The sequence below is a fragment of the Pseudomonas sp. FP2254 genome, assembly GCF_030687695.1.
GTDB lineage: Bacteria > Pseudomonadota > Gammaproteobacteria > Pseudomonadales > Pseudomonadaceae > Aquipseudomonas > Aquipseudomonas quebecensis.
On the sequence record NZ_CP117444.1, the window covers coordinates 4,947,522 to 4,969,753 of the forward strand.

The following is a 22,232-nucleotide window of genomic DNA, read 5'->3' on the forward strand; positions in this document are numbered from 1 at the left end:
ATTCCTTACCAAACTCACGTTCGGTGATTACGACGATCAGGCAGTCGCCTTGTCGTCCTTCTTAAGACTTGCAGGCGGCCAGTTGTCGAGGCGCATGCCGAGGGACAGACCGCGGGAGGCCAGAACGTCCTTGATTTCAGTCAAGGATTTCTTGCCCAGGTTCGGAGTCTTCAACAGTTCTACTTCGGTACGCTGAATCAGGTCGCCGATGTAGTAAATGTTTTCCGCCTTAAGGCAGTTAGCCGAACGTACAGTCAGTTCCAGATCGTCAACCGGGCGAAGCAGGATCGGATCGATCTCGTCTTCCTGCTCGATTACCACTGGTTCGCTGTCACCTTTGAGGTCGACGAACGCAGCCAACTGCTGTTGCAGAATGGTTGCAGCGCGGCGGATAGCCTCTTCAGGATCCAGGGTACCGTTGGTTTCCAGATCAATAACCAGCTTGTCCAGGTTAGTACGCTGCTCGACACGGGCGTTTTCCACCACGTATGCGATACGGCGAACCGGGCTGAACGAAGAGTCAAGCTGCAAGCGACCAATGCTGCGGCTTTCGTCTTCATCGCTCTGACGCGAGTCGGCCGGTTCATAACCACGACCACGAGCTACGGTGAGCTTCATGTTCAGGGCGCCGTTAGACGCCAGGTTAGCGATTACGTGATCGGGGTTAACGATCTCGACATCATGATCCAGCTGAATATCGGCAGCGGTAACCACCCCCGAACCCTTCTTCGACAAGGTCAGCGTAACTTCGTCACGGCCGTGCAGCTTGATAGCCAGACCTTTAAGGTTCAACAGGATTTCAATTACGTCTTCCTGTACACCTTCGATGGCGCTGTACTCGTGGAGCACACCGTCAATCTCGGCCTCGACTACTGCACAGCCGGGCATTGAGGACAACAGGATGCGGCGCAGCGCGTTGCCCAGGGTGTGGCCAAAACCACGCTCGAGAGGCTCGAGAGTGATCTTGGCGCGGGTTGGACTGACAACCTGCACATCAATATGGCGGGGTGTCAGGAACTCATTTACCGAAATCTGCATGGATGCACCTATTTTCTAGCCCTTACTTGGAGTAGAGCTCGACAATCAGGCTTTCGTTGATGTCGGCGGACAGATCACTGCGAGCTGGAACGTTCTTGAAAACGCCCGACTTCTTCTCAGTGTCTACTTCTACCCATTCTACGCGGCCACGTTGGGCACACAGATCGAGAGCTTGGACAATGCGAAGTTGGTTTTTAGCTTTCTCGCGAACTGCGACCACGTCACCAGCACGAACCTGGTAAGACGGAACGTTTACGGTCTGACCGTTAACGCTGATCGACTTGTGCGATACCAGCTGACGGGATTCGGCACGAGTCGAACCAAAGCCCATACGGTATACAACGTTGTCCAGACGGCATTCGAGCAGTTGCAGCAGGTTTTCACCGGTTGCACCTTTCTTGCCAGCAGCTTCTTTGTAGTAGCCGCTGAACTGACGCTCGAGAACGCCGTAGATACGACGGACCTTCTGCTTTTCACGCAGTTGGGTGCCGTAATCGGACTGGCGACCGCGGCGTTGGCCGTGGATGCCAGGTGCTGCTTCGATGTTGCACTTCGATTCGATCGCGCGCACGCCGCTCTTCAGGAAGAGATCGGTGCCCTCGCGACGAGCGAGTTTGCATTTTGGACCAATGTAACGAGCCATTCTTTACAATCTCCTGGATTACACGCGGCGCTTCTTCGGCGGACGGCACCCGTTGTGCGGGATTGGCGTCACGTCGGTGATGCTGGCGATCTTATAGCCACAGCCGTTCAAAGCACGGACAGCAGACTCACGACCCGGACCTGGACCTTTGACGTTAACGTCGAGGTTTTTCAGGCCGTATTCCAGCGCAGCTTGACCAGCACGTTCAGCAGCTACTTGAGCAGCAAACGGGGTGGACTTGCGGGAACCGCGGAAACCCGAACCACCGGAGGTAGCCCAAGAAAGCGCGTTACCTTGACGGTCGGTGATGGTCACGATGGTGTTGTTAAAAGAAGCATGGATGTGGGCGATGCCATCAACCACTGTCTTTTTAACTTTTTTACGAGGACGAGCAGCAGGTTTTGCCATGATAATTTTCCTGTCGATTCGCTGGGGCGATTACTTGCGGATCGGCTTACGCGGACCTTTACGGGTACGCGCGTTAGTCTTGGTACGCTGACCGCGTACTGGAAGACCACGACGATGACGCAGACCGCGATAGCAACCGAGGTCCATCAAACGCTTGATTTTCATGTTGATTTCGCGACGCAGGTCACCTTCAGTGGTGAACTTCGCCACTTCGCCACGCAGCAATTCAATCTGCTCGTCGCTCAGATCCTTGATCTTAGCGGCTGGGTTTACCCCAGCAACTGCGCAAATTTTCTGCGCAGTAGTGCGACCAACACCATAGATGTAGGTCAGCGAGATAACAGTGTGCTTGTTATCTGGAATGTTAACGCCTGCAATACGGGCCATTCAGTGGGACTCCAATTGACAGCTACCTACGCCCCGGAAGCCAAGAAATAGGGCGCGAGATAATATCGCTGTAATAACAAATAATCAACCCGGCAGCGCACTAGCTGCCGGGCTTCAAGCGGATCACACTCAGCCTTGGCGCTGTTTGTGACGCGGTTCCGCGCTGCAAATTACTCGAACAACACCTTCGCGGCGAATAATCTTGCAGTTACGGCACAGCTTTTTCACCGATGCACGAACTTTCATCACCAACTCCTCGAACCTTATGGGTACTCAGCGCAACATGCCGCTGCCGTAACCCTTCAGGTTGGCTTTCTTCATCAGGGATTCGTACTGGTGCGAAACGAGGTGCGATTGTACTTGGGACATGAAGTCCATCACAACCACGACCACGATCAGCAACGAGGTCCCGCCAAGGTAGAACGGAACGTTTGCTGCAACCACCAGGAACTGGGGCAACAGGCACACGGCCGTCATATATAGAGCACCGAACAGGGTCAAGCGAGTCAAAACGCCATCAATGTAGCGCGCAGACTGCTCACCTGGACGAATGCCCGGAATAAAGGCACCGGACTTCTTCAGGTTTTCCGCTACGTCTTTCGGATTGAACATCAACGCCGTATAGAAGAAGCAGAAGAAAATAATCCCTGCACTAAACAGCAGAATATTCAACGGCTGACCAGGAGCGATCGACTGAGAGAGGTCCTGTAGCCAGCCCATATTTTCAGACTGACCAAACCAGGTACCCAACGAAGCCGGAAACAGCAGAATGCTGCTCGCGAAAATTGCCGGAATAACACCGGCCATATTCACTTTCAGCGGCAAGTGGCTGGTCTGCGCAGCAAAGACCTTACGGCCCTGCTGACGCTTGGCGTAGTGAACAGCAATACGACGCTGACCACGCTCAATGAACACCACAAAACCGATAATCGCTACTGCCAGCAAACCGATGGCAACCAAGGCGAAGATATTGATATCACCCTGACGTGCAGACTCGAAAGACTGCCCAATCGCTCTCGGAAGACCGGCGACGATACCTGCGAAAATCAACATCGAGATACCGTTACCAACACCACGCTCAGTAATCTGCTCACCCAGCCACATCATGAACATTGCGCCAGCCACAAAAGTGGATACCGCAACGAAATGGAAGCCAAAGTCACCAGTGAACGCAACACCCTGCCCCGCCAGGCCAACGGACATGCCGATAGCTTGAACAAGGGCAAGGATAACAGTGCCGTAGCGGGTGTACTGGCTAATCTTGCGACGGCCAGCTTCACCTTCCTTCTTCAACTGCTCCAGCTGCGGGCTGACGGCGGTCATCAGTTGCATGATGATCGATGCCGAAATATACGGCATGATCCCCAGCGCAAAGATGCTCATCCGTTCCAGCGCGCCGCCGGAAAACATGTTGAACAAGCTAAGAATGGTCCCCTCATTCTGTCGAAACAGGTCTGCGAGTCGGTCCGGGTTGATACCTGGAACCGGGATGTGTGCGCCTATTCGGTAGACGATAATCGCCAGGAACAGAAAACGCAGACGAGCCCAGAGTTCAGACATACCGCCTTTGCCGAGCGCTGAGAGAGCACCTTGCTTAGCCATTTATTCCTCGAACTTGCCGCCAGCTGCTTCGATAGCCGAACGCGCACCTTTGGTGGCGCCGATTCCCTTGCCGATAGTGACAGCGCGAGTCACTTCACCGGACAGCATGATTTTCACACGCTGTACGTTGACGTTGATCACGTTGGCATCTTTCAGGGTCTGCAGAGTAACGATGTCGCCTTCCACTTTAGCCAGCTCGGACAGACGCACTTCTGCGCGATCCATAGCTTTCAGGGATACGAAACCGAACTTAGGCAGGCGACGATGCAGCGGCTGTTGACCGCCTTCAAAGCCTGGAGCGATGGTGCCACCGGAGCGGGAGGTCTGACCTTTGTGGCCACGGCCACCAGTCTTACCCAAACCGCTACCGATACCACGGCCCGGACGATGCTTTTCGCGACGGGAACCCGGCGCTGGACTCAGATCATTGAGTTTCATCGATTAACCCTCGACACGCAGCATGTAGTAAGCCTTGTTGATCATCCCGCGATTCTCGGGAGTATCCTGGACTTCTACAGTGTGACCGATGCGACGCAGACCCAGACCCTTAACACACAGTTTGTGGTTAGGGATGCGGCCGGTCATGCTTTTGATCAGCGTTACTTTAACGGTAGCCATGATCAGAAAATCTCCTGGACGCTTTTGCCACGCTTGGCGGCAATGGATTCAGGGGACTGCATAGCTTTCAAACCTTTGAAAGTGGCGTGAACCACGTTTACCGGGTTAGTCGAGCCGTAGCACTTGGCCAGAACGTTCTGAACGCCAGCAACTTCGAGGACCGCACGCATAGCGCCGCCAGCGATGATACCGGTACCTTCAGAAGCAGGCTGCATGTACACCTTCGAAGCGCCATGGGCGGACTTCATGGCGTACTGCAGGGTGGTGCCGTTCAGATCAACTTGGATCATGTTGCGACGAGCAGCTTCCATTGCCTTCTGGATCGCAGCAGGCACTTCACGCGACTTGCCACGGCCGAAGCCAACACGCCCTTTACCATCACCAACCACGGTCAACGCGGTGAAAGTGAAGATACGGCCGCCTTTAACGGTTTTGGCTACGCGGTTAACTTGAACCAGCTTCTCAATGTAGCCTTCGTCGCGCTTTTGGTCGTTATTTGACATAACTTAGAACTCCAGCCCAGCTTCACGAGCAGCATCAGCCAACGCTTTAACGCGGCCGTGGTACTTGAAGCCAGAGCGGTCGAAAGCCACTTGCGAGACGCCAGCGGCCTTAGCACGCGTAGCGACCAGCTGGCCAACCTTTGTGGCCGCGTCGATGTTGCCAGTGGCACCATCACGCAGTTCTTTATCCAAAGTCGAGGCGCTTGCCAGGACTTTGTTGCCGTCGGCCGAGATGACCTGGGCGTAGATGTGCTGCGACGAGCGGAACACGCAGAGACGCACGACTTCGAGTTCGTGCATTTTCAGGCGTGCTTTGCGAGCGCGACGCAGTCGAGTAACTTTTTTGTCGGTCATTTGCTATGCCCTACTTCTTCTTGGCTTCTTTACGACGGACGACTTCGTCCGCGTAGCGCACACCTTTGCCTTTGTACGGCTCTGGTGGACGGAAGTCGCGGATCTCAGCAGCCACTTGACCTACCAGTTGCTTATCGATGCCCTTGATCAGGATATCGGTCTGGCTAGGAGTCTCAGCGGTGATGCCTTCCGGCAGTTCGTAATCCACTGGGTGCGAGAAGCCAAGGGCCAGGTTCAAAACCGTGCCTTTTGCTTGCGCTTTGTAACCAACACCGACCAGCTGGAGCTTACGCTCGAAGCCTTGGCTTACGCCTTGGACCATGTTGTTTACCAACGCACGCGTGGTACCGGCCATTGCGCGAGTTTGTTGATCGCCATTGCGAGCAGCGAAACGCAGCTCACCAGCCTCTTCAACGATCTCAACGGACGAATGGATGTTCAGTTCAAGAGTGCCCTTGGCACCCTTCACCGAAAGCTGTTGGCCTGCGAATTTGACTTCGACACCGGCTGGCAGCTTAACGGGGTTCTTAGCGACGCGAGACATGCTTATCCCCCCTTAGAACACAGTGCAAAGAACTTCGCCGCCGACACCGGCAGCGCGCGCAGCACGATCCGTCATCACACCTTTGTTGGTGGAGACGATAGACACGCCCAGACCGCCACGAACTTTCGGCAGATCTTCAGCGGACTTGTACTGACGCAGGCCTGGACGGCTAACGCGCTTCACTTCCTCGATGACCGAACGGCCTTCGAAGTACTTCAGCTCGATGGACAGCAGTGGCTTGGTTTCGCTGCTGATCTGATAACCCGCAATGTAGCCTTCGTCTTTCAGGACTTTGGCAACAGCTACCTTCAACTTGGAAGATGGCATGCTTACGACGGACTTTTCAGCCATCTGGGCATTACGGATACGAGTTAGCATGTCCGCTAACGGGTCCTGCATACTCATGGGCTAGACGCTCCTAATACAAAAAAATTAGCCTTGCGGCTACATATGTCGCCGAGAATCTCCGAGCATAGAAAACACGGGCTCAGGCGAGCCGGGTATTCTAGACACACTCCGGAAATGAAACAAGCCCCAAAAGGGGCTTGTTCCAGATTCAAGGTCACCGGCGGTCAGTATCTTGCGACACCAATCGCCTGGACTCTGAAAGTACTTACCAGCTGGCTTTAACCAGACCTGGTACGTCGCCACGCATTGCCGCTTCACGCAGTTTGTTACGGCCGAGGCCGAACTTGCGGTAAACGCCGTGTGGACGACCGGTCAGGCGGCAGCGGTTACGCATGCGCGAAGCGCTTGCGTCACGTGGCTGCTTCTGCAGGGCAACTGTAGCTTCCCAACGCGCTTCTGGACTTGCGTTCAGATCAACGATGATCGCTTTCAGTGCTGCACGCTTCTTGGCGTACTTGGCAACCGTGAGCTGACGCTTCAGCTCGCGGTTTTTCATGCTCATCTTGGCCATGGTCCTACTCCAATCAGTTGCGGAACGGGAATTTGAAAGCACGCAGCAGGGCGCGACCTTCATCATCGTTCTTGGCAGTGGTGGTCAGGGTGATGTCCAGACCGCGGAGAGCATCGATCTTGTCGTAGTCGATTTCCGGGAAGATGATCTGCTCTTTCACGCCCATGCTGTAGTTACCACGACCATCGAAGGACTTGGCATTCAGGCCGCGGAAGTCGCGGACCCGAGGCAGGGAGATCGACAGCAGACGATCCAAGAATTCGTACATACGCTCACGGCGCAGAGTTACCTTGACGCCGATCGGCCAACCTTCACGGACTTTAAAGCCAGCGATGGATTTGCGAGCGTAGGTCACGACGACTTTTTGGCCGGTGATCTTTTCCAGGTCAGCAACAGCGTGCTCGATGACTTTTTTGTCGCCGATCGCTTCGCCCAGACCCATGTTCAGGGTGATTTTGGTAACGCGCGGAACTTCCATCACGTTCCCGAGCTTAAGTTCTTCCTTAAGCTTGGGGGCGATTTCCTTCCGGTAAATCTCTTGTAGTCGTGCCATGGTCTTATCTACCTAGCAGTGTTCAAGCATCAACCGCTTTTTGGGTCGACTTGAAGACACGAATTTTCTTACCGTCTTCTACTTTGAAACCAACACGATCAGCCTTGTTGGTTTCGCCGTTGAAGATGGCGACGTTAGAAGCGTGCAATGGCGCTTCTTTCTCGACGATACCGCCCTGTACGCCCGACATCGGGTTAGGCTTGGTATGACGCTTGACCAGGTTCAAACCACCAACGACCAGACGGTCGTCAGCGAGAACCTTCAGCACCTTACCGCGCTTACCTTTGTCTTTGCCGGCGATCACGATGATCTCGTCGTCACGACGAATCTTTTGCATGTCGGATCTCCTTACAGCACTTCTGGGGCGAGCGAGACGATCTTCATGAACTTCTCAGTACGAAGTTCACGGGTCACTGGCCCAAAGATACGGGTGCCGATCGGCTCTTGCTTGTTGTTCAGAAGAACAGCAGCGTTGCCATCAAAGCGGATAATGGAGCCATCTGCACGGCGTACGCCGTGACGAGTGCGGACTACAACAGCAGTCATCACTTGGCCTTTTTTCACCTTACCGCGAGGAATTGCTTCCTTCACGGTAACTTTGATGATGTCACCGATACCAGCGTAACGACGATGGGAGCCACCCAGCACCTTGATGCACATAACACGGCGAGCGCCGCTGTTATCGGCCACATCGAGCATGGATTGAGTCTGAATCATATAATTTCTCCGACCCCTAGTCCTTAGACTTCCACAGCGCGTTCGAGAACATCAACCAGTGCCCAAGACTTGGTCTTGGCCAGCGGACGAGTTTCACGAATAGTGACTTTGTCGCCGATGTGGCACTGATTGGTTTCGTCGTGCGCGTGCAGCTTAGTCGAACGCTTAACATATTTACCGTAGATCGGGTGCTTAACGCGACGCTCGATCAAAACGGTGATGGTTTTGTCCATCTTGTCGCTGACAACACGGCCAGTCAGCGTACGGACAGTCTTTTCGGCTTCAGCCATGATCACTTACCTGCCTGCTGTTTGAGCACAGTCTTCACGCGAGCGATGTCACGCTTAACTTGCGAGAGCAGATGAGACTGCCCCAACTGGCCAGTTGCTTTCTGCATGCGCAGATTGAACTGGTCGCGCAGCAAGCCGAGCAGTTGCTCGTTCAGCTGCTGTGCGGATTTTTCACGAAGTTCATTCGCTTTCATCACATCACCGTCCGTTTAACAAAGGAGGTGGCGAGCGGCAGCTTTGCAGCAGCCAGGGCGAAAGCCTCACGCGCCAGCTCTTCAGAAACACCCTCGATTTCATACAGGACTTTGCCTGGCTGAATCTGGGCTACCCAGTATTCCACGTTACCCTTACCTTTACCCATCCGCACTTCGAGAGGCTTCTTGGAGATCGGCTTGTCCGGGAATACACGGATCCAGATCTTGCCGCCACGTTTTACGTGACGGGTCAGAGCACGACGCGCTGACTCGATCTGACGAGCGGTGAGACGACCACGAGCTACAGACTTCAGCGCGAACTCGCCGAAGCTGACTTTGCTACCGCGCTGAGCCAGACCACGGTTGTGGCCTGTCATCTGCTTGCGGAACTTCGTACGCTTAGGTTGCAACATTTGGCGTACCCCTTACTTAGCAGCTTTTTTACGAGGCGCTGGTGCTTGTGGTTTCAGTTCTTCTTGGCGACCACCAATTACTTCGCCTTTGAAGATCCAAACCTTTACACCGATCACACCGTAAGTGGTGTGAGCTTCGTAGTTGGCATAGTCGATGTCGGCACGCAGGGTGTGCAGTGGCACACGACCTTCGCGATACCATTCAGTACGTGCGATTTCAGCACCGCCGAGACGACCGCTCACTTGGATTTTGATGCCTTTGGCACCAATGCGCATGGCGTTCTGTACGGCGCGCTTCATAGCGCGACGGAACATTACGCGACGCTCCAGCTGCTGAGCTACGCTCTGCGCAACCAGCATACCGTCGAGCTCCGGCTTGCGGATCTCTTCGATATTGATGTGCACAGGCACACCCATTTGCTTGGTCAGGTCCTGACGCAGTTTCTCAACATCTTCACCTTTCTTCCCGATAACGATACCTGGACGAGCGGTGTGGATGGTGATACGTGCAGTTTGCGCCGGACGATGGATATCGATACGGCTTACGGACGCGCTTTTTAGTTTGTCTTGGAGATACTCACGCACCTTCAGATCAGCGAACAAGTAGTCCGCATAAGTCCGACCGTCTGCGTACCAGACGGAGGTGTGCTCCTTGACGATTCCCAGGCGAATGCCAATGGGATGTACTTTCTGACCCATCTCTTCGACTCCGTTACTTGTCAGCAACCTTGACAGTGATATGGCAAGACCGCTTGACGATGCGATCAGCACGGCCTTTGGCACGTGGCATGATGCGCTTCAGCGAACGCCCTTCGTTGACGAAAACGGTGCTGACTTTAAGGTCATCAACGTCTGCGCCTTCGTTATGCTCGGCGTTGGCTACGGCCGACTCCAGCACTTTCTTCATGATCTCGGCGGCTTTCTTACTGCTGAAAGCCAACAGGTTGAGCGCTTCGCCCACCTTCTTCCCGCGGATCTGGTCGGCGACCAAGCGGGCTTTCTGGGCGGAGATTCGAGCGCCCGACAACTTAGCGGCTACTTCCATTTCCTTACCCCTTAACGCTTGGCTTTCTTGTCTGCCACGTGCCCACGATAAGTGCGGGTACCGGCAAACTCGCCTAGTTTGTGGCCGACCATGTCTTCGTTAACGAGAACGGGGACGTGTTGACGACCGTTGTGTACTGCGATGGTCAAACCGACCATTTGTGGCAGGATCATCGAACGACGCGACCAGGTCTTAACTGGTTTGCGATCGTTCTTTTCCGCCGCCACTTCGATCTTCTTCAGTAGGTGAAGATCAATAAAAGGACCTTTTTTCAGAGAACGTGGCACTGTCGTATCCCTCTATTTACTTGCGACGACGGACGATCATTTTGTCGGTACGCTTATTACCACGAGTCTTCGCGCCCTTAGTCGGGAAGCCCCATGGCGATACCGGATGACGACCACCAGAGGTACGACCTTCACCACCACCGTGTGGGTGGTCAACCGGGTTCATGGCAACACCACGAACGGTTGGGCGAACGCCACGCCAGCGTTTGGCACCAGCTTTACCCAGCGAACGCAGGCTGTGCTCGGAGTTCGAGACTTCGCCCAGGGTCGCACGGCATTCAGCCAATACTTTACGCATCTCACCAGAACGCAGACGCAGGGTCACGTAGACACCTTCACGAGCGATCAGCTGAGCCGAAGCACCAGCGGAACGAGCGATTTGCGCGCCTTTACCTGGCTTCAATTCGATGCCGTGTACGGTGCTACCAACTGGAATGTTACGCAGCTGCAGAGCGTTGCCCGGCTTGATCGGTGCCAAAGCACCTGCGATCAGCTGGTCGCCAGCGCTCACGCCTTTAGGGGCGATGATGTAGCGACGCTCGCCATCTGCGTAAAGCAGCAGAGCGATGTGAGCAGTACGGTTTGGATCGTATTCGATACGCTCGACAGTGGCAGCGATGCCATCTTTGTCGTTGCGACGGAAGTCGACCAGACGATAATGCTGCTTATGGCCACCACCGATGTGACGAGTGGTAATACGACCATTGTTGTTACGACCACCAGACTTCGATTTCTTCTCGAGCAGCGGTGCGTGAGGAGCGCCTTTATGCAGCTCCTGGTTGACCACCTTGACCACAAAACGGCGGCCAGGGGAAGTCGGTTTGCATTTAACGATTGCCATGATGCACCCCTTCCTTACTCAGCACTGCTGCTGAAATCGAGATCTTGGCCTGGCTGAAGGGAGATAACTGCCTTCTTCCAGTCATTACGCTTGCCCAGACCGCGAGCAGTGCGCTTGCTCTTACCCAGAACATTCAGGGTAGTAACACGCTCTACTTTCACGCTGAACAGGCTTTCGACGGCCTTCTTGATTTCCAGCTTGGTTGCGTCAGTTGCAACCTTGAAAACGAACTGGCCTTTCTTGTCAGCCAGAACCGTAGCCTTTTCGGAAACGTGCGGGCCAAGCAGAACTTTAAATACGCGTTCCTGGTTCATCCCAGCAGCTCCTCGAATTTCTTCACGGCCGACACGGTGATCAACACCTTGTCGTATGCGATCAGACTAACTGGATCGGAACCTTGCACGTCACGTACATCAACGTGTGGCAGGTTGCGAGCAGCCAGGTACAGGTTCTGATCAACAGCTTCAGACACGATCAAAACGTCGGTCAGGCTCATGTTGTTCAGTTTGCCCAGCAGATCTTTGGTTTTTGGACTTTCAACAGCGAAGTCCTGAACCACGACCAGGCGATCAGTACGCACGAGTTCAGCAAGGATGGAGCGCAGAGCTGCGCGATACATCTTCTTGTTGAGCTTCTGAGAGTGATCCTGCGGACGAGCTGCAAAAGTGGTACCGCCGCCGCGCCAGATTGGGCTACGGATAGTACCGGCACGAGCACGGCCAGTACCTTTCTGACGCCAAGGGCGCTTACCGCCACCACGAACGTCGGAACGGGTCTTTTGCTGCTTGCTACCTTGACGGCCGCCGGCCATGTAGGCCACGACTGCTTGGTGAACCAGCGTCTCGTTGAATTCGCCGCCAAATGTCAGTTCGGAAACTTCGATCGCTTGAGCGTCATTTACATTTAATTGCATGTCAGCTTCCCCTTAACCGCGAGCCTTGGCCGCTGGACGTACAACCAGGTTGCCGCCAGTAGCGCCAGGAACAGCACCCTTGACCAACAACAGATTGCGTTCAGCGTCGACGCGCACTACTTCGAGGGACTGCACGGTCACGCGCTCAGCGCCCATATGACCGGACATTTTCTTGCCCTTGAATACACGACCAGGAGTCTGGCACTGGCCAATAGAGCCCGGGACGCGGTGGGAGACGGAGTTACCGTGAGTGTTGTCTTGGCCACGGAAATTCCAACGCTTGATCGTACCCTGGAAGCCTTTACCTTTGGAGTGACCGGTTACATCAACCAGTTGACCAGCGGCGAAGATTTCAGCGTTGATCAGATCGCCAGCCTGGTAGTCGCCGTCTTCAAGACGGAACTCCATAACAGTGCGACCAGCTGCAACGTTTGCTTTTGCGAAGTGACCTGCTTGAGCAGCAGTCACGCGCGAAGCACGACGCTCGCCGACAGTGACTTGCACTGCACGATAGCCATCGGTTTCTTCAGTTTTGAACTGGGTGACGCGATTCGGCTCGATCTCAATGACCGTGACCGGAATGGAGACACCTTCTTCGGTGAAAATACGGGTCATACCGCATTTACGACCGACTACACCAATAGTCATGTTGTAAACCTCATGAGTGTACGGGGCTTTCACCCGCTATGGCCGCCCATTTCAGAGCGTTACACGACTAAGACCCAAGTCTTAGCCGAGGCTGATCTGTACTTCCACACCGGCCGCCAGATCGAGCTTCATAAGTGCATCAACGGTTTTATCCGTTGGCTGGACGATGTCCAGTACGCGCTTATGAGTACGGATCTCGTACTGGTCACGCGCGTCTTTGTTGACGTGCGGGGAGACCAGAACGGTGAACCGCTCTTTACGGGTAGGCAGTGGAATTGGACCACGCACTTGAGCACCAGTACGTTTCGCGGTTTCCACGATTTCCTGGGTGGATTGGTCGATCAGGCGATGGTCAAAAGCCTTCAACCTGATACGGATTTGCTGATTTTGCATTGGATTTCAGACTCCGGCTGCTATTCCCACCGAGCGCAATACGCCCGTTAAAAGGAGGCGCAATTCTATAGACGGCCCCGATAGGTGTCAACCCAATAAAAAAGCCCCCGCTGAGCGGGGGCTTTTTCAAAACATCCAAGCTAACTCAAGAAAGAGCTTACTCGATGATTTTAGCTACAACACCAGCACCAACGGTACGGCCGCCTTCACGGATAGCGAAGCGCAGACCGTCTTCCATAGCGATGGTTTTGATCAGGGTAACAGTCATTTGAATGTTATCGCCTGGCATTACCATTTCTACGCCTTCTGGCAATTCGCAGTTACCGGTCACGTCAGTAGTACGGAAGTAGAACTGTGGACGGTAGCCTTTGAAGAACGGAGTGTGACGACCGCCTTCTTCCTTGCTCAGAACGTAAACTTCTGCGGTGAACTTGGTGTGCGGCTTAACCGAACCTGGCTTAACCAGAACCTGGCCACGCTCAACGTCGTCACGCTTGGTACCACGCAGCAGAACGCCGCAGTTCTCGCCAGCACGACCTTCGTCGAGCAGCTTACGGAACATTTCAACACCGGTGCAGGTGGTGACGGTGGTGTCACGCAGACCAACGATTTCCAGTGGATCCTGAACGCGAACGATACCGCGCTCGATACGACCAGTCACAACAGTACCGCGACCGGAGATCGAGAATACGTCTTCGATTGGCATCAGGAACGGCTTGTCGGTCAGACGAACTGGTTCTGGGATGTAGGTATCCAGAGTTTCAACCAGCTTACGAACGGCAGTGGTGCCCATTTCGTTGTCGTCTTTGCCTTCCAGAGCCATACGAGCCGAACCGATGATGATCGGAGTGTCGTCGCCTGGGAAGTCGTAAGTGCTCAGCAGATCGCGCACTTCCATCTCAACCAGTTCCAGCAGCTCAGCGTCGTCTACCAGGTCAGCCTTGTTCAGGAAAACCACGATGTACGGAACGCCTACCTGACGGGACAGCAGGATGTGCTCACGGGTTTGTGGCATCGGACCATCAGCGGCCGAGCAAACCAGGATCGCGCCGTCCATCTGGGCAGCACCGGTGATCATGTTCTTCACATAGTCAGCGTGACCTGGGCAGTCAACGTGAGCGTAGTGACGAATAGTCGAGTTGTACTCAACGTGCGCGGTGTTGATGGTGATACCACGAGCTTTTTCTTCTGGAGCGCTGTCGATCTTGTCGAATTCAACTACGGCCGAACCGAAAACTTCGGAGCAGACGCGAGTCAGAGCAGCGGTCAGAGTGGTTTTACCGTGGTCAACGTGGCCGATGGTGCCAACGTTTACGTGCGGTAGGGAACGATCAAATTTTTCTTTAGCCACGACAATTAACTCCTTGCCTAAAGGACTGAATCAGCCTTGTTTTTTGGATACAGTTTCAGCGATGTGCGCCGGAGCTGTGTTGTATTTTTTGAATTCCATAGAGTAGCTTGCGCGACCCTGAGACATGGAACGAACGTCGGTCGCATAACCGAACATCTCGCCCAACGGAACCTCGGCGCGAATCACTTTGCCGGAAACCGTATCTTCCATACCCAAGATCATGCCGCGACGACGGTTAAGGTCGCCCATGACATCACCCATATAGTCTTCAGGTGTAACAACTTCTACCGCCATGATTGGCTCAAGCAACTCACCACCGCCCTTCTGGGCCAGTTGCTTGGTTGCCATGGAAGCAGCCACCTTAAACGCCATCTCGTTGGAGTCGACGTCGTGGTAAGAACCGTCAAAAACGGTTGCTTTCAGGCCGATCAGCGGATAGCCGGCAACAACACCGTTCTTCATCTGCTCCTCGATACCCTTCTGGATAGCAGGGATGTATTCCTTAGGAACAACACCACCTACTACTTCGTTCACGAATTGCAGACCTTCCTGACCTTCGTCAGCAGGAGCAAAACGGATCCAGCAGTGACCGAATTGACCACGACCGCCGGACTGACGAACGAATTTGCCTTCGATTTCACAGTTCTTCGTGATGCGCTCACGATAGGAAACCTGAGGCTTACCGATGTTGGCTTCGACGTTGAACTCACGGCGCATCCGATCTACCAGGATGTCCAGGTGCAGTTCGCCCATGCCGGAGATGATCGTTTGACCAGTCTCTTCATCAGTTTTGACGCGGAAAGATGGATCTTCCTGAGCAAGCTTGCCCAGAGCGATACCCATTTTTTCCTGGTCATCCTTGGTCTTAGGCTCAACGGCAACCGAAATAACCGGCTCCGGGAAGTCCATGCGAACCAGGATGATTGGCTTAGCAGCGTCGCACAAAGTCTCACCAGTGGTGACGTCCTTCATGCCGATCAGGGCCGCGATGTCGCCAGCGCGTACTTCCTTGATCTCTTCGCGAGCGTTTGCGTGCATCTGCACCATACGGCCCACGCGCTCTTTCTTACCTTTAACCGAGTTGATCACGCCGTCGCCGGATGCCAACACGCCCGAGTAAACGCGGACGAAGGTCAAAGTACCCACGAATGGGTCGGTAGCGATCTTGAACGCCAGAGCCGAGAACGGCTCGCTGTCATCGGCGTGACGCTCCATCTCTTCTTCCTCGTTATCAGGGTTGGTACCCTTGATAGCAGGAATGTCGGTTGGAGCAGGCAGGTAGTCGATAACGGCGTCGAGAACCAGGGGAACGCCCTTGTTCTTGAACGAAGAACCACAAACAGCCAGGACGATCTCGCCAGCAATAGTACGCTGACGCAGAGCGGCCTTGATTTCCGCGTTGGTGAGTTCTTCACCTTCGAGGTACTTGTTCATCAGCTCTTCGCTGGCTTCGGCAGCAGCCTCGACCATGTTATTGCGCCACTCATCAGCCAGTTCCTGCAGTTCAGCAGGGATAGGCTTACGAACAGGAACCATGCCCTTGTCGGCATCGTTCCAGTAGACAGCTTCCATGTTGATCAGATCAATCTGACCCTGGAAGTTATCTTCGGAACCGATAGCCAACTGGATCGGCACCGGAGTGTGACCCAGACGCTGCTTGATCTGGCCGATCACGCGCAGGAAGTTGGCACCAGCACGGTCCATCTTGTTTACGTAAACAAGACGCGGCACGCCGTATTTGTTGGCTTGACGCCATACGGTTTCCGACTGAGGCTCAACACCCGAAGTACCGCAGAACACAACGACAGCGCCGTCGAGTACGCGCAGGGAACGTTCAACTTCAATGGTGAAGTCCACGTGGCCCGGGGTATCGATTACGTTGAAGCGATGCTCGTCTTTGTACTGCTTCTCGGAACCTTTCCAGAAGGCGGTAATGGCAGCAGAAGTAATGGTAATACCACGCTCCTGCTCCTGAACCATCCAGTCTGTGGTCGCGGCGCCATCATGCACCTCGCCCATTTTGTGACTTTTGCCGGTGTAAAACAGCACGCGCTCGGTGGTGGTGGTTTTACCAGCATCCACGTGAGCGACGATACCGATGTTACGGTAGCGGCTAATCGGAGTAGTACGAGCCATAAAGCCCTCGCAAAATTAGTGAAGCTAAAATTAGAAGCGGTAGTGCGAGAAAGCTTTGTTAGCTTCAGCCATACGGTGCACGTCTTCACGCTTCTTAACAGCAGCACCTTTACCTTCAGCAGCGTCCAACAGTTCGCCGGCCAAACGCAGAGCCATAGACTTCTCGCCGCGCTTACGGGCGAAGTCTACCAACCAGCGCATTGCCAGAGCGTTACGACGGGACGGACGAACTTCAACCGGAACCTGGTAAGTAGCACCGCCTACACGGCGCGACTTCACTTCGACCAGCGGAGCGATGGCGTCGAGAGCTTTCTCGAAGATTTCCAGGGGGTCGCTGTTCTTGCGTTCTTTAACCTTTTCCAGCGCGCCATAAACGATACGCTCGGCAACGGCTTTCTTGCCGCTTTCCATTACGTGGTTCATGAACTTGGCCAGAATTTGGCTTCCGTATTTTGGATCGTCAAGCACTTCGCGCTTGGCTGCTACGCGTCTTCTTGGCATGGATAAGCCCTCAAACGGTCTTCAGGTTCGCTCGGAATCGGTGCCCTTTCGGGACGCCTCCGACCTTACTCTTATCGACTCAGAAAATAAGATGATTCAGGTTTACAAAAAGCCGCTACTACTTAGGCTTCTTGGTACCGTACTTCGAACGACCCTGGTTACGACCTTTAACGCCGGAAGTATCCAAGGAACCGCGTACGGTGTGGTAACGGACACCTGGCAAGTCTTTTACACGACCGCCGCGGATCAGTACCACGCTGTGCTCTTGCAGGTTGTGGCCTTCACCGCCGATGTACGAGGAAACCTCGAAACCGTTGGTCAGACGCACACGGCATACTTTACGCAGTGCCGAGTTAGGTTTTTTCGGCGTGGTGGTATACACACGAGTGCATACGCCACGACGTTGCGGGCAGTTCTGCAGCGCAGGCACGTCGGATTTCTCGACGATACGCTTACGCGGCTGACGTACCAGCTGGTTGATAGTTGCCATCTACTAGCTCCACTGTTGTCTTGCGACGCTATTGTCTTGCAAGAAAAGCAAAATGGCAGGAACGAATTCCCGCCAAATTTAGGGGTACAAGAGTCTAAAGAGGATCTTGTCCCCAGTCAAGGCAAGGCCCCGACCTCTCCGCCCATCGAACCGGAGCAAAATTGCTTCGATCCGACGAACGGAGCGGCCAGGGCCCGGACTCATCTATCGCAGAACTCAGTTACCGCTTGAGTTCAGCGCTTCGGTCAGTGCAGCTTCCACTTCACTGGCGCTTACGCGCAGCGGCTTGTCAGCATCACGGCGACGCTTACGTTCGCTGTGATAAGCCAAACCGGTACCAGCCGGGATCAGACGACCCACGACCACGTTCTCTTTCAGGCCGCGCAGGTAATCGCGCTTGCCGGTTACCGCTGCTTCGGTCAGTACGCGAGTGGTCTCCTGGAAGGAGGCCGCCGAGATGAACGACTCAGTGGACAACGACGCCTTAGTGATACCCAGCAACACACGGGTAAACTTGGAGACAAACTTGTCTTCCGCTGCAAGGCGCTCGTTTTCTACCAGTACGTGAGTCAATTCCATCTGGTCGCCCTTGATGAAACTCGAATCGCCGGATTCAGCGATTTCAACTTTACGCAGCATCTGACGCAGGATGGTCTCGATGTGCTTATCGTTGATCTTCACACCCTGCAGACGGTAAACGTCCTGGATCTCGTTAACGATGTACTTGGCCAGCGCACTCACACCCAGCAGACGCAGGATGTCGTGTGGGTCGCTTGGACCGTCAGAGATAACTTCGCCGCGGTTTACCTGTTCGCCTTCGAAGACGTTGAGGTGACGCCACTTCGGAATCAGCTCTTCGTACGGATCACTACCGTCGTTCGGAGTAATGACCAGACGGCGCTTGCCTTTGGTCTCTTTACCGAACGCGATGGTGCCGCTGACTTCAGCCAGAATCGACGCTTCCTTCGGACGACGAGCTTCGAACAAGTCGGCAACACGCGGCAGACCACCGGTGATGTCACGGGTCTTCGAAGTCTCTTGCGGGATACGCGCGATAACGTCACCGATGGCGATCTTCGCACCATCCGCTACACCGACAAGGGCGTTGGCTGGCAGGAAGTACTGAGCGATTACGTCAGTGCCTGGCAGCAACAGATCCTTACCGTTGTCATCGACCATCTTCACGGCAGGACGGATGTCTTTACCGGCAGCTGGACGATCCTTCGCGTCGAGGACTTCAATGTTGGTCATACCGGTCAATTCGTCAGTCTGACGCTTGATCGTGATGCCTTCTTCCATGCCCACGTAGGTCACGGTACCTTTCATTTCGGTAACGATTGGGTGAGTGTGCGGATCCCACTTGGCCACGATAGCGCCAGCGTCGACCTTGTCACCCTCTTTAACCGAAATCACAGCACCGTACGGCAGCTTGTAACGCTCACGCTCACGACCGTAGTCATCAGCAATCGCCAGCTCACCGGAACGGGACACAGCGACCAGATGGCCATCCACTCGCTCAACGTGCTTGAGGTTGTGCAGACGGACAGTACCGCCATTCTTCACCTGAACGCTGTCAGCCGCGGAGGTCCGGCTTGCCGCACCACCGATGTGGAACGTACGCATGGTCAGCTGAGTACCCGGCTCACCGATGGACTGGGCAGCGATAACGCCGACCGCTTCACCGATGTTCACCTGGTGACCACGAGCCAAGTCACGGCCGTAGCACTTGGCGCAAATGCCGTAGCGGGTTTCGCAGCTGATCGGCGAGCGAACAATCACTTCGTCGATGCTGTTGAGCTCGATAAACTCAACCCACTTCTCGTCAACCAGGGTGCCGGCAGGAACGATAACTTCCTCGGTGCCTGGTTTGAATACGTCGCGGGCAATGACACGACCCAATACGCGTTCACCCAGCGGCTCTACAACGTCGCCGCCTTCAATGTGCGGAGTCATCAGCAGGCCGTGCTCGGTGCCGCAATCGATCTCGGTAACCACCAGATCTTGTGCAACGTCTACCAGACGACGGGTCAGGTAACCGGAGTTAGCGGTTTTCAACGCGGTATCCGCCAGACCTTTACGAGCACCGTGAGTCGAGATGAAGTACTGAAGTACGCTCAACCCTTCACGGAAGTTCGCGGTAATCGGCGTTTCGATGATGGAACCGTCCGGCTTGGCCATCAGACCACGCATACCGGCGAGCTGACGGATCTGCGCAGCAGAACCCCGTGCGCCCGAGTCGGCCATCATGTACATCGAGTTGAAGGACTCTTGGTCAACTTCGTCGCCGTGACGGTCGATGACTTTCTCTTTCGAGAGGTTGGCCATCATCGCCTTGGAAACTTCATCGTTGGCCTTGGACCAAAGGTCGATCACCTTGTTGTACTTCTCGCCCTGGGTTACCAGGCCGGAGGCGTACTGGCTTTCGATCTCTTTCACTTCGTCGGTGGCTGCACCGATGATGCGGGCTTTTTCATCCGGGATAACGAAGTCGTTAACACCGATGGAAACGCCGGAAATGGTCGAATAAGCAAAACCGGTGTACATCAACTGGTCAGCGAAGATCACGGTCTCTTTCAAACCAACCACGCGGTAGCACTGGTTGATCAGCTTGGAGATCGCCTTTTTCTTCATTGGCAGGTTGACGACATCGTACGACAGGCCTTTTGGCACAACCTGATACAACAGCGCACGGCCGACAGTGGTGTCGACGATACGGGTGCTGGTCACGCTGCCGCCATCACGGTCGTTGACGGTTTCGTTGATCCGCACTTTAACCTTGGCGTGCAGTGCGGCTTCGCCGGCACGGAACACACGGTCAACTTCCTGCAGGTCAGCGAACACACGACCTTCGCCTTTGGCGTTGATCGCTTCACGAGTCATGTAGTACAGACCCAATACAACGTCCTGCGACGGAACGATGATTGGCTCACCGTTGGCTGGCGACAGAATGTTGTTGGTCGACATCATCAACGCACGCGCTTCCAGCTGGGCTTCCAGGGTCAGCGGTACGTGCACGGCCATTTGGTCGCCGTCGAAGTCGGCGTTGTACGCAGCACAGACCAGAGGGTGCAGCTGGATAGCCTTACCTTCGATCAGCACCGGTTCAAACGCCTGGATACCCAGACGGTGAAGGGTCGGTGCACGGTTGAGGAGAACCGGGTGTTCGCGAATCACTTCAGCGAGAACGTCCCAAACCTCTGGCAGTTCGCGCTCGACCATTTTCTTGGCCGCTTTGATGGTGGTTGCGAGACCGCGCATTTCCAGCTTGCCGAAGATGAACGGCTTGAATAGTTCAAGCGCCATTTTCTTAGGCAGACCGCACTGGTGCAGACGCAAGGTCGGGCCTACGGTAATTACCGAACGACCGGAGTAGTCAACACGCTTACCGAGCAAGTTCTGACGGAAACGACCTTGCTTACCCTTGATCATGTCAGCCAGGGATTTCAGAGGACGCTTGTTCGAACCGGTGATAGCGCGGCCACGACGACCGTTGTCGAGCAGAGCATCGACGGCCTCTTGCAACATACGCTTTTCGTTGCGCACGATGATGTCAGGAGCGGACAGATCAAGCAGGCGCTTCAAGCGGTTGTTACGGTTGATCACGCGGCGGTACAGGTCGTTGAGGTCGGACGTCGCGAAACGACCACCATCCAACGGTACCAGCGGACGCAGATCCGGCGGCAGAACCGGCAGAACGGTCAGCACCATCCACTCTGGCAAGTTGCCGGAACCCTGGAAGGCTTCCATCAACTTCAGACGCTTGGACAGTTTCTTGATTTTGGTTTCGGAGTTGGTTTGCGGAATTTCTTCGCGCAGGCGGCCAATCTCGTGCTCCAGGTCGATAGCGTGCAGGAGTTCGCGGACAGCTTCGGCGCCCATGCGGGCATCGAAATCGTCGCCGAACTCTTCCAGCGCTTCGAAGTATTGTTCGTCGTTCAGCAGCTGACCCTTTTCAAGGGTGGTCATACCCGGATCGATAACGACATAGCTCTCGAAGTAGAGAACGCGCTCGATATCACGCAGGGTCATGTCCATCAGCAAGCCGATACGGGACGGCAGCGACTTCAGGAACCAGATGTGGGCAACCGGCGAAGCCAGCTCGATGTGCGCCATGCGCTCACGACGAACCTTGGCCAGCGCAACTTCAACGCCGCACTTCTCGCAGATCACACCACGGTGCTTCAAGCGCTTGTACTTACCGCACAGGCACTCGTAATCCTTTACCGGGCCAAAGATCTTGGCGCAGAACAGGCCGTCACGCTCAGGTTTGAACGTACGGTAGTTAATGGTTTCCGGCTTTTTAACTTCACCGAACGACCACGAACGGATCATCTCAGGCGATGCCAACCCAATACGGATGGCGTCGAACTCTTCGACTTGACCCTGGTTTTTCAGCAAATTCAGTAGGTCTTTCAAGGCCTTTCCTCCTGGCGGAGCAGAGAGC

The 22,232-nt window shown here is 54.8% G+C and carries 32 protein-coding genes; all 32 read right to left on the reverse strand.

The genetic code is table 11. From position 1 onward, the window contains the following. Positions 1–36: 36 nt before the first annotated feature. Complete coding sequence (rpoA, locus tag PSH94_RS22780; RefSeq protein WP_003176403.1) at positions 37–1,038, reverse strand: DNA-directed RNA polymerase subunit alpha; 1,002 nt, start codon at positions 1,036–1,038, stop codon at positions 37–39. 22 nt (positions 1,039–1,060) lie between these two features. Next, a complete protein-coding gene (gene rpsD, locus PSH94_RS22785) occupies positions 1,061–1,681 on the reverse strand; it encodes a 30S ribosomal protein S4 (RefSeq protein ID WP_003176404.1) in 621 nt (206 codons plus the stop codon). An 18-nt stretch (positions 1,682–1,699) separates the two neighbouring features. Continuing rightward, positions 1,700–2,089, reverse strand: coding sequence for a 30S ribosomal protein S11 (gene rpsK / locus PSH94_RS22790; protein ID WP_002555466.1), 390 nt, complete (start codon positions 2,087–2,089; stop codon positions 1,700–1,702). 30 nt (positions 2,090–2,119) lie between these two features. After that, positions 2,120–2,476, reverse strand: coding sequence for a 30S ribosomal protein S13 (gene rpsM, locus PSH94_RS22795; protein WP_024077676.1), 357 nt, complete (start codon positions 2,474–2,476; stop codon positions 2,120–2,122). Positions 2,477–2,605: 129 nt separating this feature from the next. Continuing rightward, on the reverse strand, positions 2,606–2,722 hold the full coding sequence (gene rpmJ / locus PSH94_RS22800) for a 50S ribosomal protein L36 (RefSeq protein ID WP_002555468.1): 117 nt from the start codon (positions 2,720–2,722) through the stop codon (positions 2,606–2,608). Positions 2,723–2,749: 27 nt separating this feature from the next. Further along, a complete protein-coding gene (gene secY, locus PSH94_RS22805) occupies positions 2,750–4,078 on the reverse strand; it encodes a preprotein translocase subunit SecY (protein WP_003176406.1) in 1,329 nt (442 codons plus the stop codon). After that, entirely contained in the window at positions 4,079–4,516 is a 438-nt protein-coding gene (gene rplO / locus PSH94_RS22810; protein ID WP_016969471.1) for a 50S ribosomal protein L15, read from the reverse strand. Between the two features lie 3 nt (positions 4,517–4,519). Then, entirely contained in the window at positions 4,520–4,696 is a 177-nt protein-coding gene (gene rpmD, locus PSH94_RS22815) for a 50S ribosomal protein L30 (protein WP_003176408.1), read from the reverse strand. Positions 4,697–4,698: 2 nt separating this feature from the next. Next, positions 4,699–5,199: a 30S ribosomal protein S5 gene (rpsE, locus tag PSH94_RS22820; protein WP_010566852.1), complete on the reverse strand. Its 501-nt coding sequence runs from the start codon at positions 5,197–5,199 to the stop codon at positions 4,699–4,701. A gap of 3 nt (positions 5,200–5,202) precedes the next feature. Next, complete coding sequence (gene rplR / locus PSH94_RS22825; protein WP_003186037.1) at positions 5,203–5,553, reverse strand: 50S ribosomal protein L18; 351 nt, start codon at positions 5,551–5,553, stop codon at positions 5,203–5,205. 10 nt (positions 5,554–5,563) lie between these two features. Then, complete coding sequence (gene rplF, locus PSH94_RS22830) at positions 5,564–6,097, reverse strand: 50S ribosomal protein L6 (RefSeq protein ID WP_003176412.1); 534 nt, start codon at positions 6,095–6,097, stop codon at positions 5,564–5,566. Between the two features lie 12 nt (positions 6,098–6,109). Next, entirely contained in the window at positions 6,110–6,502 is a 393-nt protein-coding gene (rpsH, locus tag PSH94_RS22835; RefSeq protein ID WP_010566853.1) for a 30S ribosomal protein S8, read from the reverse strand. Between the two features lie 208 nt (positions 6,503–6,710). Continuing rightward, positions 6,711–7,016, reverse strand: a complete 306-nt coding sequence (gene rpsN, locus PSH94_RS22840) for a 30S ribosomal protein S14 (protein WP_003176414.1) — start codon at positions 7,014–7,016, stop codon at positions 6,711–6,713. Positions 7,017–7,029: 13 nt separating this feature from the next. Beyond that, positions 7,030–7,569 carry a 50S ribosomal protein L5 gene (rplE, locus tag PSH94_RS22845; protein WP_003194642.1) on the reverse strand — a complete coding sequence of 180 codons (540 nt, stop codon included), beginning with the start codon at positions 7,567–7,569 and terminating at the stop codon, positions 7,030–7,032. 22 nt (positions 7,570–7,591) lie between these two features. After that, entirely contained in the window at positions 7,592–7,906 is a 315-nt protein-coding gene (rplX, locus tag PSH94_RS22850; protein ID WP_007896770.1) for a 50S ribosomal protein L24, read from the reverse strand. Between the two features lie 11 nt (positions 7,907–7,917). Beyond that, on the reverse strand, positions 7,918–8,286 hold the full coding sequence (rplN, locus tag PSH94_RS22855; protein ID WP_002555479.1) for a 50S ribosomal protein L14: 369 nt from the start codon (positions 8,284–8,286) through the stop codon (positions 7,918–7,920). A gap of 23 nt (positions 8,287–8,309) precedes the next feature. Continuing rightward, positions 8,310–8,576 carry a 30S ribosomal protein S17 gene (gene rpsQ, locus PSH94_RS22860; RefSeq protein ID WP_003176419.1) on the reverse strand — a complete coding sequence of 89 codons (267 nt, stop codon included), beginning with the start codon at positions 8,574–8,576 and terminating at the stop codon, positions 8,310–8,312. Between the two features lie 2 nt (positions 8,577–8,578). After that, positions 8,579–8,770 carry a 50S ribosomal protein L29 gene (rpmC, locus tag PSH94_RS22865; RefSeq protein WP_003444371.1) on the reverse strand — a complete coding sequence of 64 codons (192 nt, stop codon included), beginning with the start codon at positions 8,768–8,770 and terminating at the stop codon, positions 8,579–8,581. Then, on the reverse strand, positions 8,770–9,183 hold the full coding sequence (gene rplP, locus PSH94_RS22870; RefSeq protein ID WP_003176421.1) for a 50S ribosomal protein L16: 414 nt from the start codon (positions 9,181–9,183) through the stop codon (positions 8,770–8,772). Before rplP ends, rpmC begins: the two co-directional genes overlap by 1 nt. 12 nt (positions 9,184–9,195) lie before the next feature. Continuing rightward, entirely contained in the window at positions 9,196–9,882 is a 687-nt protein-coding gene (rpsC, locus tag PSH94_RS22875) for a 30S ribosomal protein S3 (protein WP_003176422.1), read from the reverse strand. A gap of 13 nt (positions 9,883–9,895) precedes the next feature. Beyond that, positions 9,896–10,228: a 50S ribosomal protein L22 gene (rplV, locus tag PSH94_RS22880; protein ID WP_003103908.1), complete on the reverse strand. Its 333-nt coding sequence runs from the start codon at positions 10,226–10,228 to the stop codon at positions 9,896–9,898. 11 nt (positions 10,229–10,239) lie between these two features. Further along, positions 10,240–10,515: a 30S ribosomal protein S19 gene (rpsS, locus tag PSH94_RS22885; protein ID WP_002555486.1), complete on the reverse strand. Its 276-nt coding sequence runs from the start codon at positions 10,513–10,515 to the stop codon at positions 10,240–10,242. A 16-nt stretch (positions 10,516–10,531) separates the two neighbouring features. Then, entirely contained in the window at positions 10,532–11,356 is an 825-nt protein-coding gene (rplB, locus tag PSH94_RS22890) for a 50S ribosomal protein L2 (RefSeq protein ID WP_003186055.1), read from the reverse strand. A 14-nt stretch (positions 11,357–11,370) separates the two neighbouring features. Next, positions 11,371–11,670, reverse strand: coding sequence for a 50S ribosomal protein L23 (gene rplW / locus PSH94_RS22895; RefSeq protein ID WP_002555488.1), 300 nt, complete (start codon positions 11,668–11,670; stop codon positions 11,371–11,373). Next, complete coding sequence (gene rplD / locus PSH94_RS22900; RefSeq protein WP_003176424.1) at positions 11,667–12,269, reverse strand: 50S ribosomal protein L4; 603 nt, start codon at positions 12,267–12,269, stop codon at positions 11,667–11,669. Before rplD ends, rplW begins: the two co-directional genes overlap by 4 nt. A 12-nt stretch (positions 12,270–12,281) precedes the next feature. Then, positions 12,282–12,917, reverse strand: a complete 636-nt coding sequence (rplC, locus tag PSH94_RS22905; protein ID WP_305435857.1) for a 50S ribosomal protein L3 — start codon at positions 12,915–12,917, stop codon at positions 12,282–12,284. 81 nt (positions 12,918–12,998) lie between these two features. After that, entirely contained in the window at positions 12,999–13,310 is a 312-nt protein-coding gene (gene rpsJ / locus PSH94_RS22910) for a 30S ribosomal protein S10 (protein WP_003186070.1), read from the reverse strand. A 157-nt stretch (positions 13,311–13,467) separates the two neighbouring features. Further along, positions 13,468–14,661, reverse strand: coding sequence for an elongation factor Tu (gene tuf, locus PSH94_RS22915; protein ID WP_008374172.1), 1,194 nt, complete (start codon positions 14,659–14,661; stop codon positions 13,468–13,470). Between the two features lie 30 nt (positions 14,662–14,691). Continuing rightward, complete coding sequence (gene fusA / locus PSH94_RS22920; RefSeq protein WP_065909927.1) at positions 14,692–16,797, reverse strand: elongation factor G; 2,106 nt, start codon at positions 16,795–16,797, stop codon at positions 14,692–14,694. Between the two features lie 30 nt (positions 16,798–16,827). After that, positions 16,828–17,298 (reverse strand): 30S ribosomal protein S7, encoded by a 471-nt coding sequence (gene rpsG / locus PSH94_RS22925; RefSeq protein ID WP_002555493.1) that lies wholly within the window; start codon positions 17,296–17,298, stop codon positions 16,828–16,830. Positions 17,299–17,416: 118 nt separating this feature from the next. Beyond that, positions 17,417–17,788: a 30S ribosomal protein S12 gene (gene rpsL / locus PSH94_RS22930; RefSeq protein ID WP_002555494.1), complete on the reverse strand. Its 372-nt coding sequence runs from the start codon at positions 17,786–17,788 to the stop codon at positions 17,417–17,419. Between the two features lie 216 nt (positions 17,789–18,004). Beyond that, on the reverse strand, positions 18,005–22,204 hold the full coding sequence (rpoC, locus tag PSH94_RS22935; protein ID WP_305435858.1) for a DNA-directed RNA polymerase subunit beta': 4,200 nt from the start codon (positions 22,202–22,204) through the stop codon (positions 18,005–18,007). Between the last annotated feature and the right edge of the window lie 28 nt (positions 22,205–22,232).